Origin of the sequence: Streptomyces sp. NPDC016845 (assembly GCF_044332585.1) — a bacterium.
Taxonomy (GTDB): Bacteria; Actinomycetota; Actinomycetes; order Streptomycetales; family Streptomycetaceae; genus Streptomyces.
Window position 1 is genome coordinate 58886 of the sequence record NZ_JBIRPI010000011.1, and the last position, 18051, is coordinate 76936.

An 18051-nucleotide genomic window follows, 5' to 3' on the forward strand; every position below is an offset into this window, starting at 1 on the left:
CGGACACGACCGGAAGTTCGTTTGGTGTCAAACAACGTAGGTGAGCCGTCCGGTGGGGTCAATCCCCGCCGTTCCGCGCCGAGTTGCGCCGTGGGGCTTGCCGGGAGGCCGCGGAATTCCTACGGTCGACATACCGTTTGGAACCAAACAAGCGGCGGCCGAGGAGGCAGTGGTGAGCGCACACGACCCGACGCAGCTCCGCCGGCACACCGAGCGGCTCCTGGAGGCGGGCATCGACGTGGTCCGGGTCGTCTACCCCGACCTGCTCGGCACGGACCGCGCCCGCGACGTGCTGCTCGACCATCTGCCGACGGCCTGCGCGCACGGGCTCGCCTTCTGCCGCGCCGTCTACCACACCACCCCGCGCGGCGACGTGGTGCCGGTCGCCGGCGGCCTGGACGCGGGCCTGCCCGACATGCTGGTACGGCCCGACCTCGAAACCCTGGTCCCGCTGCCGTGGGAGCCCGGGGTCGCCTCCTGTCTGGGCGACGTCACCGACGCCCGTACGGGGGCGCCCGCCGCGGAGTCACCGCGCGATCTGCTGCGCACGGTGCTCGCGCGCTGTGCGGAGCACCGTCTCGCCCCGGTGGCCGGGCCCGAGCTGGAGTACTTCCTGTGTGATCCCGAGCCCGGCGCCGCGGGCGGCTGGCGCCGCTACTCCACGGCCACCGGCACCGTCTACACCGCCGGGCTGCGCGCCGACCCGGACAACCATCTGCTGCGCGTTTTGCGCCCGCTGCGCGATCTCGGCATCGGCATCACCACCGGGAACCACGAGTTCGACGGGGCGCAGTTCGAGATCAACCTGCGCCATTCCGAGGCCCTCGACGCCGCCGACCGGGCGTTCCGCCTCAAGTCCGCCGTCAAGGAGCTGGCCCGCAAGGAGGGCAGGCTCGCCACCTTCATGGCCAAGCCGTTCAACGACGCGGGCGGGTCCGGCTTCCACCTCCACCTGTCGTCCGCCGACGGCGACGGCGGCAACACCTTCGACGACCCGGCAGACGCGTACGGCCTCTCGGACACCGCACGCCACGCCGTCGCCGGGCTCCTCGCGCACGCCCCGGCGCTCGCCGCGCTGCTCAACCCCACGGTCAACTCCTACAAGCGGTTCGGCCCCGACACGCTCGCGCCCTGGCTGATCGACTGGGGTCTGGACAACCGCAGCGCGATGGTGCGTGTGCCGCCCGAGCGCGGTGCGGGCGCCCGGCTCGAACTGCGGCTCGGGGACGCCTCCGCCAACCCGTACCTGCTGGTCGCGGGCGCGTGCGCGGCGGCGCTGCTCGGCGTCGTCGACGCGGCCGAACCGCCCGCGCCCCTGGAGGGGTACGGGTACGACACCGCGCGGGCGGCGCTCCTTCCGATGAGCCTGCCCGCCGCGCTCGACGCGCTGGAGGCGGACACGGACCTCACCCACCTCCTCGGCAAGGACTTCACCGCCGCCTACCTCACGTACAAGCGCGACGAGGTGGCCCGCTTCCACAGCCACGTCACCGACTGGGAGTTCGCCGAGTACGCCGACCACCTGTGATCCCGGAGATCTAGGAGCCTCGATGACGGCATCCGCCCAGGCCGAGCCGCTGTCCCTCGACGCGGTCGACCTCACCGACCTCGACCGCTTCACCGACGGCAGCGAGCCCTGGCGCATGTTCCACACCCTGCGCCACGAGGACCCGGTGCACTGGCAGCCCGAGGAAGCGCCGAACTCCGGCTTCTGGGCGGTGACCCGGCACGCGGACATCGTCGCCGTCGACCGGGACCCGGAGACGTTCACCTCGACGCGGTTCGTCAACCTCGAAGAGGTCGACGACGACCAGATCGCCAAGCGCGCCTCGATCCTGGAGCTCGACGGCGGCCGCCACCGCGCCCTGCGCTCCCTGCTGCAACGGCAGTTCGGGCACAGCGTCATCAGCCGCTACACCGACTTCCTGCGCGGTCTGACCGCCCGCACCCTGGACGCGGCGCTCCCCCTGAAGGACTTCGACTTCGTCACGCACGTCGCGGCGGACTTCCCCATCAACGTCCTCGCCCGACTCCTCGACGTACCGCCCGAGGACAACCGGCAGCTCATCGACTGGGGCAACCGGCTCATCGGCAACACCGACCCCGACTACGCCGACGTGCTCCTGTCCGACCCGGACAGCGAGCGCTACCGCGACCTCCCCTTCCGCTCCCCCGCCGCGACCGAGGTCTTCGCCTACGGGCGTGAACTCGCCCGGGAGCGCCACGGCAAGGACGGCGACGACCTCGTCTCCCGGCTCGTCAACCAGACCCCGCGCGACGGTGTGCCGCTCTCCGCGCAGGACTTCGACAACTACTTCCTGCTCCTGGTCGTCGCGGGCAACGAGACGACGCGCCACGCCATCAGCCACACCATGCTGGCCCTCACCGAACACCCCGGCCAGCTCGACCTGCTGCGCCGCGAGCCCGCCCTGATCCCGGGCGCCGTCGAGGAGTTCCTGCGCTGGGCCTCCCCCGTCTACCACTTCCGCCGCACCGCGACCCGCGACACCGAACTCGGCGGCACCCGTATCAAGGAGGGCGACAAGGTCGTCATGTGGTACGCCTCCGGCAACCGTGACGAGGACGTGTTCCCCGACCCCTACGCCTTCGACGTGCGGCGCACCCCGAACGACCATGTCACCTTCGGCAAGACGAGCCCGCACCTGTGCCTGGGCAACCTCCTCGCCCGTACCGAGATCCGCATCATGTTCGAGGAGCTGATCCCGCGCCTCGCCGACGTGCGCCTCAGCGGCCCGGTCCGCCGGGTGCGCTCCAACTTCGTCAACGGCGTCAAAGAGCTGCCTGTCACGGTGACGCTCACCTAGCCGCCCCGGATGCGCGGCCCGTGACGGGGGCGGGCCGCGCGGGCACACCCCCGTATGATGCGGTGCCCGACGAACTGACTTGCGGAGGAGCGCCCCTTGCCCAGCCAGCGGTCCATCAGCCAGGCGGAGCGGCTCGCCGAGGCGAAACTCGGCGGCATCCCCGTCCGGCGGGAACAGATGGCGGCCGTGGCCAACATCTACCGCGCCGCGTCCGCCGTCCGACAGCACCTGGAGAACTCGGTGCTGCGCGGCTCGGACCTGACCTGGACCGGGTTCGTGGTCCTGTGGGTCGTCTGGGTGTGGGGCGAGTCCGAGACCCGGCACGTCGCCGAGGAGGCCGGCATCTCCAAGGGCACGCTGACCGGCGTCTCGCGCACCCTCGAATCACGCGGGCTGCTGCGGCGCACCGGGCACCCCAGCGACGGGCGGCTCGTGCTGCTCGGCCTCACGCAGGAGGGCGAGGAGTTCATGCGCGAGGTGTTCCCCGCGTTCAACGAGGAGGAGGCCTTCGTCACCTCCCGGCTGAGCGACGCCGAGTGCCGCGGTCTCGCCGACGGCCTGCGGCGCGTGGTGCAGCAGGTCGAGGAGGAGGGCGAGGACCGGCGCCGCACCCTGCTCAACGGCGCCGCCCCCACCCCGCGCCGCAGCGGCCGCCGCGCGCGGGGCTGACTCAGCAGTTCACGTCGGCCTCGCGCAGGTAGCCCAGGCGCCGCCCGGCGTCGTTGGAGACGTGCCGCATCTCCGGGTTGCAGGGCGGCGGGCAGGGGCGGCAAGGAGGGCGGTTCGGCCCGGACGTGCGCGCTTCATGGGTTCTCCTCGGTCAAGAGTCGAGTGCCGAGTGTCGAGCCCCGGGTACGGCGGCGGGGCCGTCGGACCCGACACCGCCACATGGCGCAGGCCGACTGGCCGCCCGCGCCTGCCGCGCCGATCGTGTTCGACACCGCCACTGCCGCCCGTACGTCAACGAGGACCCCGCCCCCACGCCACCACAGACCCCACCCGTACAGAAGGCACCGCACCCATGGACGCAGCCACTTCCAGACGCGACGTGCGCGCACGCCTGGAGCTGCGGGCGGTCCACGCCCTGCTCGACTCCCAGCGGCGGCGCATCCGGGCCTACACCGAACTGCAACGGCCTTCCGCGCGGCTCAGCGACGGCGTCCCCGCCCCGCCGGTGGACCCGTCCACGCCCTCCGGGCAGGAGGTGCTCGACGCGGTGCCGCTGCCCGCGCTGCTCGTCGCGCCCGTCGTCGGTCCCGACGGCGGGCTCCGTGACGCCTTCTACCTGGGGCAGAACAAGGCGTCCCGCGCCTACGGGGCGGACCGCCTCCCGGACGCGAGGCTGCCGCGCTGGTCGGGCCCGCTCTCGCTGTTCGAGCACTTTCCCGCGCTCGCGGACACGGCCGTTCCCGCGATGCTGGCCCGCGCCCACCGCGACCGCGCGCCGCAGGGGCCCGAGACGGTGGAGTGGCTGGTCACCACGGCCGCGGGCCCCGTACGCCTGAACGACGAGGTGCGGGTGGCCCCGTGCGGCGACCACCTGCTGCTCACGTGGGAGCGCGGGCACCGCCTGCGGATGGCCGACGCCGCCCAGCAACTGGTGCGGACCTGCTGGGCGGAGTGGAACCTAGGCGATCTGCACGTCGAGCCGTCCCACGGCTTCCGCGACGTCCTCGGGCTCACCGACCGCACCTCGGTACCGACCCTCTACGACCTGGCCGGAACCGTCACCCCGCACAGCCTGCCCCGGCTCTACCAGACGCTGTACGACGTCATCCTGCGCAAGCGGAAGACGGAGTGCGAGCTGCGGTTCGCCGGGGCGGGGGCGCGGGTGTTCCGGATGGTCGCCGAGCCGGTGCGGATCGCGCCCGGGAGTCTGGTGTGGGCGCTGCGGGCGGTGCTCATCGACGTCACCGCCGAACGACGGCGGCGCGAGAGCGCGGAGAGCGCCGCGCGCGAGGCCCACCGGCAGCTCGAACACGCGGAGGCCGTCACGGAGGTCGCCGACGTCCTGCGCGACGCGGTCCTGCCGCACTTCCAGGACGAACTCGCCGCGTTCGGGCTCGACGCGGCGGCCGTGTACCGGCCCGACGCGCGCGAGGCAGGCGTCGGCGGCGACTGGTACAAGGCCCGCAAGACGCCCGACGGGCATCCGCTGATCGCGCTCGGCGACGCGCGCGGGCACGGCCTGGAGGCGGCCACGCTCATGGCCAAACTCCGTTACGCGCTCGCCGGGCTCGCCTACACCGAACAGCCCGTGGAGCGCCTCACGCACTGGCTGAACGAGGTGGCCTGCGCCGACGGCACCGAGTCGACCGCCACCGCGATCATCGCCCGGTACCACCCCGAGGACGCCCTGTTGCGCTGGACGTGCGCCGGCCACCCGCGCCCCGTCCTGCTGCGGGACGGCCGCGCCGCGCAGTTGCCGGACCCCGACGGCGGTCCGGGGCTCACGCTCGGCGTCCTGTGCGACACGGAGTACACCGCCGCGACCGCCACCTTGCGGATCGGCGACATCGTGCTGATGTACTCGGACGGGCTGACCGAGCGCCGGGGCTCCGACCCCGGCCTGGACACCCGGCGCTTCCTCGACGCCGCTCAGGAGTGTCTGGCCGAGGCACCGCCCGCCACCGGGCACGCCGCGCTCCAGGACTTCGCGGAGCGGCTCGTCACGCGCCTCGACGGGCCGCACCGCACGGACGACGCGACGCTGCTCGCCCTGCGCAGGATCGACACGGGCTGAATCACTGGGCCGGGCCGCCGCCGCTGGGCGCCCGGCTCAGGTCGACGACGCAGAAGACGTTGTCGTCGGGGTCGGCGAGGACGACGAAGTCGGGGTCGGCCGGATAGTCCCAGTCGACCACGCGGGCGCCGAGCCCGACGAGCCGCTCGGTCTCCGCCCGCTGCTCGTCCTCCGACTCCGTGAAGAGGTCGAGGTGGAGCCGGGGACGGGGTTCGGCGGGCGAGGCGCTGACCATGAGGCCCAGGGCGCGTCCTGAACCGTCGGCGTGGTGCAGGGTCCGCCAGGTGTCGCTCGCCCACTCCCCGGTGTCGACCAGGGGCAGCGCCCGCGTCCAGAAGTCCACCGCGCGGGTCAGGTCCGTGACGCCGATGACGGGATATCCGAGTCGCAGCATGCGGGGAGCCTACGGGAGCGCGGGCCGTCACCGGGCGTCGGGCTGCGGCGAGTCCAGGGAGTCGTTGCGGGTCTCGTAGATGGCGGTCACCTGCACCAGCTGCTCCTCGCTCAGGCCGCGCAGGAGGTCCTTGTCGGTGAGGAGCTCCTCCCGTTCGGCGACGAGTTGCGCCAGCCGCTCCGGGTCGGGGGCGGCGGCGTCGCGCTGCCGCTCGATCCGCTGTGCGTAGCGCGCCAGCAGACTGTCCAGCGCGCTCTCGGCCCGCACGAGGGGAGCCGGCAGCTCTTCTTCGTAGGTCACATCCATGTGATCCATCATCACCGGCCGGGCGGCGGAAGGCCGCGCACGTCCGACATGCGGCGTATGCGGCGAGCCGGTTCAATGAGGTGCGTGCGTGCCGTCCGTACAGCTGTGCGAGCTGCGGCGTGCTGTCCCCCCACCCACCCGCCTACCGGCGAGGAGAACATCGTGCCCATCTGCAGGACCCGTGACGGTGTGGAGATCTTCTACAAGGACTGGGGAAGCGGCCGCCCGGTCGTGTTCATCCACGGCTGGCCGCTCAACGGCGACGCCTGGCAGGACCAGCTCAAGGCGGTCGCCGACGCCGGTTTCCGCGCCATCGCGCACGACCGCCGGGGCCACGGGCGATCGACGCCGGTCTTCGACGGCTACGACTTCGACACCTTCGCCGACGACCTGAACGACCTCCTCACCGGCCTCGACCTGCGCGACGTCACCCTGGTCGCGCACTCGATGGGCGGTGGCGAACTCGCCCGCTACATCGGGCGCCACGGCACGTCCCGGATCAGATCCGCGGTGCTGCTGTCCGCGATCCCGCCGCTCATGGTCCAGGGCCCGGACAACCCGGAGGGCGTCCCGCGGAGCGTCTTCGACGACCTCAAGGCCGGGATCCTGAACGAACGCTCGCAGTTCTGGAAGGACACCGCCGTCGGCTTCTTCTCCGCCGACCGGCCGGACAACAAGGTCACCGAGGGCAACAAGGACGCCTTCTGGTACATGGCGATGGCCGAGACCATCGAGGGCGGGGTGGCCTGCGTGGACGCCTTCGCGTACACCGACTTCCACGACGATCTGCGGAAGTTCGACATCCCGCTCCTGGTGGTGCACGGCGACGACGACCAGGTCGTCCCCATCGACGCCACCGGCCGCAAGACCGCCGAGCTGGTGCCCGGTGCCCAGCTCAAGGTCTACGAAGGCGGCTCCCACGGCATCGCGCTCGTGCCCGGCGACAAGGAGAGGTTCAACAAGGACCTGATCGAGTTCCTCGGGTCCTGAACCGCGCTCCCCTCAACCGGCGTGCGCCTTCTGCCGGTTCCTGCGGCGCGCCTTCAGCAGGGCGGCGCGTTCGGTCTCCGACGTGCCGCCCCAGACCCCGGACGTCTGCTTCGTGTCCAGGGACCACTCCAGGCACTGGGACATCACCGGGCACCGGTGGCAGACCTTCTTCGCGTCGTGCTCGTCCTGGAGGGCGGGCCCCGAGCCTCCTACCGGGAAGAACAGCTCCGGGTCCTCCCAGACGCACGCCGCCCTGTTCAGCCACTCCATCTCGTCCATCTCGCGCCTCCTCATGGGTGTCGGAAGCAGCGCGGGTACCCACAACCTCAGGAACAACAACCGTTCGCGCGCCCCGGATCCGACGCCCCGTCGCCGAAGGAGACCTCGTCGCCCCGGACGATCCGCGCGCCCATGTTCCTGCGCATCATCTCGAGGGCGGCGTCGGCCAGTTCGGGGTGGATGTGGGCGACGGCGTCGGAGACCACGGTCACGTCCAGGTGCCGGATATGGGCGTCGAGCGCCGAGTACAGCACACATTGCTCGGTGACCTGCCCGGTGAGGACGGTCCGGCGCACACCCAGCTCCCACAGCAGATACGTCAGCGGGGTCTCGTAGAAGATCGAGTGCCGGGCCTTCACGACGAACAGGGCGTCGTCGTCCGGCCGGATCGGGTCCACCAGATCCGCGTGCGGTCCCGCGAGCGCCGCGTCGACGAGGGCGCCCTGATGGGAGCGCCACTGCCCGAAGTTGTCGTTCACGTAGACCACGGGCACGTCGTGCTCGCGCGCCGAGCGGATCAGCTCGGCCACCACCGGCACGATCTTGCGGGCCGAGGGCAGGAGCGCGTCCGCGTCCGGATGGTCGTACGTGTTGATCATGTCGATGACGATCAGCGCGCACGGCCACTGTTCCCTCGCTTGCGCGGTCATGGCACGAAACCCTCTTTCCTCGCACAGCGGCCCCCACCAGGCTGGACACGCATGTGACGTTCCCGCCACACGGCCACCGGAGCCGACGATCGCCCCGGGTACCCCGGTGGCGCCCGCGCGATGCATGCGGGCGCGCACCGCATGCGCGGGCCATCGACGCAGGTCACGATGGAGAAGCGCGGGAAAAGGGTGAGTGCCGGTGACATGTCTGGGAACGCGGGGAGTGCGGGCCCCGCTGAACGGCCCGAGGGGCCGAGCCCTCGGACCGGCACCCCGCGACCGCATCCGCCCGCCGACACGGTTCTGGAGCACTCGATGACTACGGCCGACCACGACGCCCCGGTCCTGACCGCCGACGAACTGCGCGAGGTGGACGCCCACTGGCGTGCCGCGAACTACCTGGCGGTGGGCCAGATCTATCTGATGTCCAACCCGCTGCTGCGCGAGCCGCTGCGCCCCGAGCACGTGAAGCCGCGCCTGCTCGGCCACTGGGGCACTTCCCCCGGTCTCAACCTCGTGTACACCCATCTGAACCGGGTGATCAAGAAGCGTGACCTCGAGGCGCTGTGCGTGTGGGGTCCGGGGCACGGCGGCCCGGCCGTGCTCGCGGGCTCCTGGCTGGAGGGCAGCTACAGCGAGATCTACCCGGACGTGGCGCGCGACGAGCCGGGCATGGCCCGCCTCTTCAAGCAGTTCTCGTTCCCCGGCGGGGTCCCCAGCCACGTGGCGCCGGAGGTCCCGGGCTCGATCCACGAGGGCGGCGAGCTGGGCTACTCCCTCGCCCACGCCTACGGCGCCGCGTTCGACCACCCGAACCTGCTGGTCACCTGTGTCGTCGGCGACGGCGAGGCGGAGACGGGCCCCCTCGCCGCGTCCTGGCATTCGGGGCGGTTCCTCGACCCCGTGAACGACGGCGCCGTCCTGCCGATCCTGCACCTCAACGGCTACAAGATCGCCAACCCGACGGTCCTCGCCCGCATGCCGCACGACGAGCTCGACGCCCTGCTGCGCGGCTACGGCCACCTCCCGCTGTACGTGGAGGACGACGACCCGGAGCGGATCCACCAGGCTCTGGCGGGCGCCCTCGACCGGGCGCTCGACCTCATCACCGACCACCAGCGCGCGGCCAGAACCGGTGAAGCGGCCGCGCCCGTCCGCTGGCCCATGATCGTGCTGCGCACCCCCAAGGGCTGGACGGGCCCCGTCGAGGTCGACGGCAAGCCCGTGGAGAACACCTGGCGCGCCCACCAGGTCCCGCTCCCCGAGGTCCGCGAGAACCCGGACCACCTCGCGCAGCTGGAGAGCTGGCTGCGCTCGTACCGGCCCGAGGAACTCTTCGACGCCGACGGCCGCCCCAGCGACGCGGTGCTCGCCTGCGTGCCCGAGGGCACGCGGCGCCTCGGCTCGACGACGTACGCCAACGGCGGCCTCCGCCTGCGCGCCCTGCCGCTGGCGCCGCTCGACGACTTCGCCGTGCCCGTCGAGAAGCCCGGAGCCACGCTGCACTCCCCCACCGGGCTCCTGGGCGAGTATCTGGAGCGCCTCATGGCGGACACGGCGCGGGAACGGAACTTCCGGCTCGTCGGGCCGGACGAGACGGCCTCCAACCGGTTGCAGGCGGTCTACGGGGCGAGCGGCAAGACCTGGCAGGAGACTCTGCTGCCGGTCGACGAGAACCTCGACCGGCACGGACGTGTCATGGAGGTGCTCTCCGAGCACATGTGCCAGGGCTGGCTGGAGGGGTATCTCCTCACCGGCCGGCACGGCCTCTTCTCCTGCTACGAGGCGTTCGTCCACATCGTCGACTCGATGGTCAACCAGCACATCAAGTGGCTGAAGACCTCCCGCGAGCTGCCCTGGCGGGCCCCCGTCGCCTCGCTCAACTACCTGCTCAGCTCACACGTGTGGCGCCAGGACCACAACGGTTTCTCGCACCAGGACCCGGGCTTCATCGACCACGTGCTCAACAAGAGCCCGCGGGTCGTCCAGGTGTTCCTGCCGCCGGACGCCAACACCCTGCTCACGGTGGCCGAGGCCGCGCTGACCAGCCGCGACCACGTCAACGTCATCGTCGCGGGCAAGAACCCGGGACCCGACTGGCTCCCCCTGGACCAGGCACGCGCCCACGTCGCGCGCGGCGCCGGGGTGTGGGACTGGGCGGGCACCGAGAGCGGCGAGGGCCCCGACGTGGTGCTCGCCTGCGCGGGCGACGTCCCCACGCAGGAGATCCTGGCCGCGGCCGGACTGCTCCGCCGCCACCTGCCCGAACTGGCCGTACGGGTCGTCAACATCGTCGACATGACCACACTGCTGCCGTCCACGGAGCACCCGAACGGCATGCGCGAGGCGGAGTACGAGGGCCTGTTCACCGCCGACAAGCCGGTCATCTTCGGCTACCACGGCTATCCGTGGCTCATCCACCGCCTCACCTACAAGCGGGCGGGCCACGACAACCTCCACGTCCGCGGCTACAAGGAGTCCGGCACCACGACCACGCCGTTCGACATGGTCGTCCGCAACGACCTGGACCGGTTCCGGCTGGTCATGGATGTGATCGACCGGGTGCCCGGGCTCGCCGTCAGGGCGGCCGCGACCCGGCAGAAGATGGCCGACGCCCGCACCCGGCACCACCGCTGGATCCGCGAGCACGGCACGGACATGCCCGAGATCACGGAGTGGCAGTGGCCGGGCTGAGCGGCGGAGCCGCGGCCGGTCGACAGCGCGGGCGGACGGAGACGGTCGAGGAGCGGGCCGACCGGCAGTGGGTGGAGCTGATACAGGAGCTGCGCGTCGCCCTGACGGGCGTGCAGATCCTCTTCGGGTTCCTGCTCACCGTGGTGTTCACGCCGCGCTTCCCCGGCCTGTCCGACACCGACCGCGCCATCTACATCGCCACGGTGATCCTCGGGTCCGCCGCGACGGGCGCGCTGATCGGCCCCGTCGCCGTCCACCGGCAGGTCGCGGGCCGCCGGATCAAACCGCAGGCGGTGATCTGGGCCTCCCGGCTGACCTTCGTCGGCCTCGTCCTGCTGCTGTGCACGCTGACGTCGGCGCTGCTCCTGATCCTCCGGGTGGCCATGCACGACGCGCTCGTCCCGGCGCTCGTGGCGGTGGTCCTCGGCTGGTACCTGCTGTGCTGGTTCGTCCTGCCGGCCTGGGTCCGCAGATGCCACACCGAAGAAGACCACACCGAAGAAGAGCACCTGTAGAAGACCATCTGTAGAAGACCACCTGCAGAAGACGCACCGGGCCACAAGACAGACCGGGCCCACCGTGAAAGACCCCACTCGACATGGAGGTGACCACCGTGCAGATCGGCTACACGATGATGACCGAACAGGCCGGTCCCCGGGACCTGGTACGGCACGTCGTGGCCGCGGAGGAGGCGGGTTTCGACTTCTCCGTCACGTCCGACCACTACTCCCCCTGGCTGGCCGAACAGGGGCACTCCCCGTACGCCTGGGCCGTGCTCGGCGCCGCCGCGCAGGCGACCTCGCGGATCCCGCTCATGACGTACGTGACCTGCCCGACCACCCGCTACCACCCGGCGGTGATCGCGCAGAAGGCCGCCACGCTGCAGCTGCTGTCCGAGGGCCGGTTCCGGCTCGGGCTCGGCTCGGGCGAGAACCTCAACGAGCACGTCGTGGGCGGCGGCTGGCCGGCGCCGGGCGTCCGCCTGGAGAAGTTCGAGGAGGCCGTCGGCATCATCCGGGCGCTGTTCGACGGCAAGGAACTCACGCTTCGCGGGCGCCACTTCGAGGTCGACCGGGCCCGTCTGTGGGACCTGCCCGACACCCCGCCCCCGATCGGTGTCGCCGTGTCGGGGCCGGTCTCCTGCGCGCTCGCGGGCCGCGTCGCGGACCTGGTCATCGCGACCGAGCCGCGCGGCGACCTGCTCGACGCCTTCGACCGCGCGGGCGGCGCCGGGAAGCCCCGCGTCGGCCAGCTCCCGGTCTGCTACGACCCCGACCGGGACGCCGCCGTGAAGCGGGCCCACGAGCAGTTCCGCTGGTTCGCGGGCGGCTGGCGGGTCAACGCGGAGCTGCCGCACCCGGTCTCGTTCGCCGGGGCCACCGAGCTCGTCTCCCCCGAGGACGTCGCCAAGTCGATCCCGTGCGGCAATGACGTCCCGGAGTTCGTCGAGGCGCTACGGCCCTTCGCCGACGCGGGGTTCACCGAGGTCGCCCTCGTCCAGATCGGCGGCGACCACCAGGACTCCTTCTTCCCCTGGGCACAGAACGAACTGCTTCCCGCGCTGCGGGCAGCCCTGTGACCCGACCCCTCACACAGATTCAGATCCAGACACAGGAGATGTGCATGACCGACGCCGACCACACCCTCGTCACCGTGAACCTGAGCGACTGCGCGGAGCGGGACGCCCGGCGCGTCCTCTCCTACCTCGGTTCTGTCTTCCCCGACCGCGCGCCCACCGGCAGCGGGTCCGACTCCGGCGCCGAGCCGACCACGGTGTGGACCGCCCAGCTCGACGTGAGCGCGGGCGACTCGTCCTCCGGCAGCAGCGGAGAGGCGATCGAGGGCGACGTCTCCGTCAACGCCCAGGGTGTGCCGCACGAGGTGGACTCCGTCCGCAAGGCGCTGGCCGAGGCCTACGACGTGCAGGACGCGGGGTCCGCCTCCGGCGACCAGGAGCTCGACAGCCAGTTCACCCTCTCGCCGCGCTGACGCACACGGTCACACGGTCATCGGGCCCGCCGCTCACGCTCCTCCAGGCGTGCGCGCTGCGGGCCCACCGTGTACTTGGGGTCCTCGGCCGAGGCGACGCCCGCCTGGAAGATGCCGAAACGGGTGCAGGCCGAGCCCGCGAGCAGGGCGAGGCCCGAGGCGATCGCGGCCGGTCGGCCGCGTCCCAGGAGGGCCGCGCCTGCCGCGCCCGTGAGCGTGAGCGCCTGCGCGGTGCGCAGCAGCGTGCCCGCCTTGCCCTGCCGGCAGGTCTCGGCGACCGGGCCGAGCCGGCGTTCGGCCGCCTTCATGGCCACGGTGTCCGCGAGCGCCGCGACGGCGGCCGCGCACCGTGCGGGCGCGTTCTCGTGCGGGGGCGCGACGACGAGCGCCATGCCGGAGGCCGCCGCCGTCGCCGACGCCGTGAAGAGGTAGGGCAGTTCGCGGTGGGCCCCGTGCCAGGCGGGCACGGCGGTGTCGGCCGCGAGGACCGCGGTGTACGAGGCGACCATCGGCCCGAGGAGCGCGGCCGCGCCGGTGGCCACGGCGCCCGCCCTGGGCAGGCGCCCGGTGACGGCGCAGGCCGCGGCGGCTCCGGCGGCGGGCCCGTAGGCGCTGAGCAGCCAGGAGCCCATGCTCATGGGCGAGGTCGGCTTGAAGACACGGAGCATGTTCACGAACCGGGCCGGGCGGCCCAGGTCGTGGACGAGGGCCACGACCGAGACGGAGATCGCGCCGAGCGAGGAGACCTTCAGCGCGGTCTCCATGCGCGTACGGCCCGTGTACTGGGCTGCCGCCGCGAGAACCGAGCCCGCCCCGGCGAGGCCGCCGAAGAAGAAGTACCCGGCGATGTCGCGCGCCTCCCACGACGGCGGCTTGATGACGGGGCGCCCGTAGTACGAGTCGAACTCGGCCTTCGCCACCATGAGCTGCTCGCCCTTGCGGCCCTTACGGCCTTTGCGGCGCGGGCCTGCCGTGCTTCGGTCCTGCGTCGTCATCGCTGCCTCCTGGCCGCCATCGCGAAGGACGCCGCGACTCCGCCGAGCAGGGCGAGCGCCGCCCCGCCCGCGTGCTTCCACATCGCGGGCAGGTCCCGGGTGGTGACGACGGGGTCCGGTGGCAGTCCGTACACCTCGGGGCGGTCCAGGAGCAGGAAGAACGCTCCGTCGCCGCCCACCCCGTCGTCGGGGTCGTTGCCGTACAGGTGTGCTTCCGCGACACCCGCCTTCTGCAGTTCGTCGACGCGGAGCGCCGCCCGCTCGCGCAGTTCGTCGAGCGGGCCGAACTGGATGGAGTCCGTCGGGCACGCCTTGGCGCACGCCGGTTCCTGGCCCGCGCCGAGCCGGTCGTAGCACATGGTGCACTTGAAGACGCGGCCGTCGGTGGGGCGCTGCTCGATGACGCCGTAGGGGCAGGCGGGCACGCAGTAGCCGCAGCCGTTGCAGATGTCCTCCTGGACCACGACGGTCCCGAACTCGGTGCGGAACAACGCGCCCGTCGGACACACGTCGAGGCAGGCGGCATGGGTGCAGTGTTTGCAGACGTCGGAGGACATCAGCCAGCGCATGTCGGAGCCGGTCTTCTGCTGCCCCGAGGCGGGTGACCCGTCCTCCACCAGCGGCAGTTGCGTCCGGCCTTCCGGCGCCGGCTGTGCGGGCTGTGCGGGCTGTGCGGGCTGTGCGGGCTGTGCGGGCTGTGCGGGCTGTTCGATGAACGCGACGTGGCGCCAGGTGGAGGCGCCGAGCGCCTGCGTGTTGTCGTACGACATGCCTGTCAGCGACAGGCCGTCCTCCGGGATGGCGTTCCACTCCTTGCACGCCACTTCGCACGCTTTGCAGCCGATGCACACGGAGGTGTCGGTGAAGAACCCGACCCGCTCCTGCTGCCCCGTGTCCTGACCCGTCTCCTGGCTCGTGTCCTGGCTCATGCGCGGGTCTCCGTCCCGGTGGTGTCCGTGATGCCCGCACGGCGCCGGTACGCGGCGACCAGGCGCGGCAGTTCGGGTCCGCGGGGGCGGCGGCCCGGCCGGATGTCGGCGGTGAGCGCCTTGTCCTCCTGGATGTGGGCGTTGGGGTCGAGGGTGATGGCCATGAGTTCGTTGGCGGCGTCACCGGTGACCACTCCGTTGGGCCCCCAGTGGAAGGGCAGGCCGATCTGGTGGATGGTGCGGCCCTGCACGGTCAGCGGTCTGATGCGGTCCGTGACCATGACGCGTGCCTCGATGGCGTTGCGCGCGGTGACGATGGTGGCCCAGCCGCCGTGCTCCAGGGAGCGTTCGGCGGCGAGCTGCGGGGACAGTTCGCAGAACAGCTCGGGCTGCAGCTCGGACAGGTACGGGGACCAGCGGCTCATGCCGCCCGCCGTGAAGTGCTCGGTGAGCCGGTGGGTGGTGAGGATGTACGGGTAGACGTCGGCGCCGGGCTCGTCGCCGCTCGGGTGGTAGCGGTTGCCCTCGCGCGGCATCGCCTTGCGGACCGGCGAGCGCGGGGTGCTCGGGTAGAGCGCGTTGGTGAAGGGCGAGTCCTGCGGTTCGTAGTGCGCGGGCAGCGGGCCGTCCTCCAGGCCCGCGGGCGCGTACAGCCAGCCCTTGCCGTCGGCCTGCATGATGAACGGGTCGTCACCACGCAGCGCGTCGGGACCGCTCGCGTCGTCCTCGGGTACGTAGGTGGGGGCGCGGTCGGGCACGAAGTCGGGGATGTCGTAGCCGGTCCAGCGGCCCGCGTCGGCGTCCCACCACACGTGTGCCTTGCGTTCGCTCCACGGGGTGCCGTCGGGGGCGGCGGAGGCCCGGTTGTAGAGGATGCGCCGGTTGGCCGGCCAGGCCCAGGCCCACTCGGCGGCCACCCAGTCCTGTTCCTGGTGCGGCTTCTTGCGGGCGGCCTGGTTGACGCCGTCGGCGTAGACGCCGCAGTAGATCCAGCAGCCGCAGCTCGTCGAGCCGTCGTCCTTCAGCTCCGTGTACGCGGTGAGCGGGGCGCCGTCGGGGCCGTGGCCGTTGATCTCGGCGAGCACGGTCGCGGCGACGGGCTCCTGGAGCGGGCCGTCGACGGGGTAGTCCCAGGCGAGGTCGCGCACGGGCCGGTCCATCGGGTCGGTGGAGTGGGCGAGGCGCTCCTTGATGCGTCGCCCCAGGTGGTACATGAACCACAGGTCGCTGCGGGCGTCGCCCGTGGGTTCGACGGCCGCGTGGTGCCACTGGACCCAGCGGTTGGTGTTGGTGAAGGAGCCGGACTTCTCGGTGTGCGCGGCGGCGGGGAAGAAGAAGACCTCGGTGCCGATGTCCTCGGTGCGCAGCTCCCCGGTCTCGATCTCGGGGCCGTCCTGCCACCAGGTGGCGGACTCGATCAGCGAGAAGTCCCGTACGACGAGCCAGTCGAGGTTCGCCATGCCCAGGCGTTGCAGACGGGTGTTGGCCGAACCGACGGCGGGGTTCTCGCCCATCAGGAAGTAGCCCTTGCACTCGCCGTCGAGCTGCGACATCACCGTCTCGTAGGTGGCGTGCGAGCCGGTGAGCCGCGGCAGGTGGTCGAAGCAGAAGTCGTTGTCCTCGGTCGCCGCGTCCCCGTAGTACGACTTCAGCAGGCTCACGAAGTAGGACCGCATCTCGGCCCAGAAGCCCTTCTCGGTGCGGGACGTCCTGATGAAGTTCTCCAGGCTCATCTCCTTGTGCGCGTGCGGCATCGGGAGGTAGCCCGGGAGCAGGTTGTACAGGGTGGGGATGTCGCTGGAGCCCTGGATGGAGGCGTGGCCGCGCAGCGCCTGGATGCCGCCGCCGGGGCGGCCGATGTTGCCGAGGAGGAGCTGGAGGATGGAGGCCGCGCGGATGTTCTGCGAGCCGGTGGAGTGCTGGGTCCAGCCGACCGCGTAGACCAGGCAACTGGTGCGCTCCCGGCCGGAGTTGGCGGTGAGCGCGTCGCACACGCGCAGGAACGTGTCGCGCGGCACGCCGCACACCTCCTCGACCATCTCGGGTGTGTAGCGGGCGAAGTGCCGCTTCAGTACCTGATACACGCAGCGCGGGTTCCGCAGTGTCGGGTCGCTGGGCGCGTCGGGCCTCGTGCGGGCGCCGCCGGAGCCGTGGGTCTCGGAGCGGCCCGCGGACCCGATGCGGTCCTCGTACTGCCGGTCGACGTCGCCGGTCGGCTGCTGGACCTGGGCGCCCTCGTACTGCCAGCTGTGCGGGTCGTACTGGGGCATGTCCTCGTCGAGTCCGGAGAAGACGCCGTCGAGGTCCTCGGTGTCCTTGAAGTCCTCGCTGACCAGCGTCGCCGCGTTGGTGTAGTTGAGGACGTACTCGCGGAAGTCCTTCTCCTCGGTCAGGACGTGGTTGATGATCCCGCCGATGAAGGCGATGTCGGTGCCCGCCCGCAGCGGTACGTGGAGGTCGGCGAGGGCGCTCGTACGGGTGAAGCGGGGGTCCACGTGGATGACGGTCGCGCCGCGCGCCTTGGCCTCCATCACCCACTGGAAGCCGACGGGGTGGGCCTCGGCGTAGTTCGACCCCTGGATGACGATGCAGTCGGAGTGCTGCTGGTCCTGCATGAACGTGGTGGCGCCGCCGCGGCCGAACGAGGTGCCGAGCCCGGAGACGGTGGAGCTGTGGCAGACGCGCGCCTGGTTCTCCACCTGGACGACGCCGAGGCCCGTCAGCAACTTCTTGATCAGGTAGTTCTCTTCGTTGTCGAGCGTGGCGCCGCCGAGGCTGGCGATGCCCATGGTGCGGTTGGTGCGGGCGCCGTCCTTCTCCCACTCCCAGGTCTCGCGCCGGGTGCGGATCACCCGTTCGGCCACCATGTCCATGGCGGTCTCGAGGTCGAGCGGTTCCCAGTCGGTGCCGTGGGGGCGCCGGTAGAGCACCTGGTGGTGGCGGGCCGGGCCGGTGGTCAGCTGCAGCGTCGCGGAGCCCTTCGGGCAGAGCCGGCCGCGGCTGACCGGGGAGGCGGGGTCGCCCTCGATCTGGACGACCTTCTCGTCCTTGACGTACACCTGCTGGCCGCAGCCGACGGCGCAGTACGGGCAGATCGACTGCGTCACCCGGTCGGCGCTGTCGGTGCGCGGCCGCAGGTTCGCCGTGTACGTCGACTTGGCGGCGCTCCCCCGGCCGAGTGGGTCGTCACCGGTCAACTGCCGGTAGACGGGCCAGCTGCGGAATCGGTCGGTGACACCCATGCGGACTCCTAGCCG

General features: G+C 71.8%; 16 protein-coding genes. 9 read left to right on the forward strand and 7 right to left on the reverse strand.

Features of this window, described 5'->3' with window-relative positions:
• Window positions 1-172: 172 nt before the first annotated feature.
• The 4 genes from ACH4RC_RS25035 (at window position 173) to ACH4RC_RS25050 (ending at window position 5568) form a co-directional block, all read left to right on the forward strand.
• Window positions 173-1528, forward strand: coding sequence for a glutamine synthetase family protein (locus ACH4RC_RS25035; protein WP_398204826.1), 1356 nt, complete (start codon window positions 173-175; stop codon window positions 1526-1528).
• 22 nt (window positions 1529-1550) lie between these two features.
• On the forward strand, window positions 1551-2825 hold the full coding sequence (locus ACH4RC_RS25040) for a cytochrome P450 (RefSeq protein ID WP_398204828.1): 1275 nt from the start codon (window positions 1551-1553) through the stop codon (window positions 2823-2825).
• A gap of 96 nt (window positions 2826-2921) precedes the next feature.
• Window positions 2922-3494, forward strand: a complete 573-nt coding sequence (locus ACH4RC_RS25045; protein ID WP_398204832.1) for a MarR family winged helix-turn-helix transcriptional regulator — start codon at window positions 2922-2924, stop codon at window positions 3492-3494.
• A gap of 352 nt (window positions 3495-3846) precedes the next feature.
• Window positions 3847-5568 carry a PP2C family protein-serine/threonine phosphatase gene (locus tag ACH4RC_RS25050; RefSeq protein WP_398204835.1) on the forward strand — a complete coding sequence of 574 codons (1722 nt, stop codon included), beginning with the start codon at window positions 3847-3849 and terminating at the stop codon, window positions 5566-5568.
• A gap of 1 nt (window position 5569) precedes the next feature.
• On the opposite strand, the gene ACH4RC_RS25055 is transcribed toward ACH4RC_RS25050, so the two are convergent.
• Window positions 5570-5962, reverse strand: a complete 393-nt coding sequence (locus ACH4RC_RS25055; RefSeq protein ID WP_398204838.1) for a VOC family protein — start codon at window positions 5960-5962, stop codon at window positions 5570-5572.
• 27 nt (window positions 5963-5989) lie between these two features.
• The gene (locus ACH4RC_RS25060; protein ID WP_398204840.1) at window positions 5990-6268 is read right to left on the reverse strand and encodes a hypothetical protein; all 279 of its coding nucleotides are present in this window, start codon (window positions 6266-6268) and stop codon (window positions 5990-5992) included.
• Window positions 6269-6430: 162 nt separating this feature from the next.
• Between ACH4RC_RS25060 and ACH4RC_RS25065 the strand changes: the two genes are divergently transcribed.
• A complete protein-coding gene (locus ACH4RC_RS25065; protein ID WP_398204842.1) occupies window positions 6431-7258 on the forward strand; it encodes an alpha/beta fold hydrolase in 828 nt (275 codons plus the stop codon).
• 12 nt (window positions 7259-7270) lie between these two features.
• On the opposite strand, the gene ACH4RC_RS25070 is transcribed toward ACH4RC_RS25065, so the two are convergent.
• Together ACH4RC_RS25070 and ACH4RC_RS25075 are read right to left on the reverse strand one after the other, a co-directional pair.
• A complete protein-coding gene (locus ACH4RC_RS25070; RefSeq protein WP_398205160.1) occupies window positions 7271-7528 on the reverse strand; it encodes a WhiB family transcriptional regulator in 258 nt (85 codons plus the stop codon).
• Window positions 7529-7584: 56 nt separating this feature from the next.
• On the reverse strand, window positions 7585-8187 hold the full coding sequence (locus ACH4RC_RS25075; RefSeq protein ID WP_398204844.1) for a cysteine hydrolase family protein: 603 nt from the start codon (window positions 8185-8187) through the stop codon (window positions 7585-7587).
• Window positions 8188-8502: 315 nt separating this feature from the next.
• Between ACH4RC_RS25075 and ACH4RC_RS25080 the strand changes: the two genes are divergently transcribed.
• From ACH4RC_RS25080 to ACH4RC_RS25095, 4 genes are all read left to right on the forward strand, one after another.
• The gene (locus tag ACH4RC_RS25080; RefSeq protein ID WP_398204847.1) at window positions 8503-10881 is read left to right on the forward strand and encodes a phosphoketolase; all 2379 of its coding nucleotides are present in this window, start codon (window positions 8503-8505) and stop codon (window positions 10879-10881) included.
• A complete protein-coding gene (locus tag ACH4RC_RS25085) occupies window positions 10863-11396 on the forward strand; it encodes a DUF6328 family protein (RefSeq protein WP_398204849.1) in 534 nt (177 codons plus the stop codon). The genes ACH4RC_RS25080 and ACH4RC_RS25085 overlap by 19 nt, the downstream gene beginning before the upstream one ends.
• 83 nt (window positions 11397-11479) lie before the next feature.
• Window positions 11480-12460 (forward strand): LLM class F420-dependent oxidoreductase, encoded by a 981-nt coding sequence (locus ACH4RC_RS25090; RefSeq protein ID WP_398204852.1) that lies wholly within the window; start codon window positions 11480-11482, stop codon window positions 12458-12460.
• 44 nt (window positions 12461-12504) lie between these two features.
• A complete protein-coding gene (locus ACH4RC_RS25095; protein WP_398204854.1) occupies window positions 12505-12870 on the forward strand; it encodes a hypothetical protein in 366 nt (121 codons plus the stop codon).
• A 17-nt stretch (window positions 12871-12887) separates the two neighbouring features.
• Here the strand turns inward: ACH4RC_RS25095 and nrfD are convergent, their stop codons facing one another.
• The 3 genes from nrfD to fdh all read right to left on the reverse strand — a co-directional run bounded on the left by nrfD (window position 12888) and on the right by fdh (window position 18036).
• On the reverse strand, window positions 12888-13793 hold the full coding sequence (gene nrfD, locus ACH4RC_RS25100) for an NrfD/PsrC family molybdoenzyme membrane anchor subunit (protein WP_398205162.1): 906 nt from the start codon (window positions 13791-13793) through the stop codon (window positions 12888-12890).
• Window positions 13794-13861: 68 nt separating this feature from the next.
• Window positions 13862-14794, reverse strand: a complete 933-nt coding sequence (locus ACH4RC_RS25105) for a 4Fe-4S dicluster domain-containing protein (protein WP_398204856.1) — start codon at window positions 14792-14794, stop codon at window positions 13862-13864.
• Complete coding sequence (fdh, locus tag ACH4RC_RS25110; protein WP_398204859.1) at window positions 14791-18036, reverse strand: formate dehydrogenase; 3246 nt, start codon at window positions 18034-18036, stop codon at window positions 14791-14793. The genes ACH4RC_RS25105 and fdh overlap by 4 nt, the downstream gene beginning before the upstream one ends.
• Between the last annotated feature and the right edge of the window lie 15 nt (window positions 18037-18051).

Bases quoted from the DNA above. Each gene is read 5' to 3' on its own strand.
- ACH4RC_RS25075 (WP_398204844.1), bottom strand. From the start codon at position 8,187: ATGACCGCGCAAGCGAGGGAACAGTGGCCGTGCGCGCTGATCGTCATC.
- ACH4RC_RS25090 (WP_398204852.1), top strand. From the start codon at position 11,480: ATGGAGGTGACCACCGTGCAGATCGGCTACACGATGATGACCGAACAG.
- ACH4RC_RS25050 (WP_398204835.1), top strand. From the start codon at position 3,847: ATGGACGCAGCCACTTCCAGACGCGACGTGCGCGCACGCCTGGAGCTG.
- ACH4RC_RS25055 (WP_398204838.1), bottom strand. From the start codon at position 5,962: ATGCTGCGACTCGGATATCCCGTCATCGGCGTCACGGACCTGACCCGC.
- ACH4RC_RS25070 (WP_398205160.1), bottom strand. From the start codon at position 7,528: ATGGAGTGGCTGAACAGGGCGGCGTGCGTCTGGGAGGACCCGGAGCTG.
- ACH4RC_RS25105 (WP_398204856.1), bottom strand. From the start codon at position 14,794: ATGAGCCAGGACACGAGCCAGGAGACGGGTCAGGACACGGGGCAGCAG.
- nrfD (WP_398205162.1), bottom strand. From the start codon at position 13,793: ATGGTGGCGAAGGCCGAGTTCGACTCGTACTACGGGCGCCCCGTCATC.
- ACH4RC_RS25040 (WP_398204828.1), top strand. From the start codon at position 1,551: ATGACGGCATCCGCCCAGGCCGAGCCGCTGTCCCTCGACGCGGTCGAC.
- ACH4RC_RS25060 (WP_398204840.1), bottom strand. From the start codon at position 6,268: ATGGATGTGACCTACGAAGAAGAGCTGCCGGCTCCCCTCGTGCGGGCC.
- fdh (WP_398204859.1), bottom strand. From the start codon at position 18,036: ATGGGTGTCACCGACCGATTCCGCAGCTGGCCCGTCTACCGGCAGTTG.
- ACH4RC_RS25080 (WP_398204847.1), top strand. From the start codon at position 8,503: ATGACTACGGCCGACCACGACGCCCCGGTCCTGACCGCCGACGAACTG.
- ACH4RC_RS25095 (WP_398204854.1), top strand. From the start codon at position 12,505: ATGACCGACGCCGACCACACCCTCGTCACCGTGAACCTGAGCGACTGC.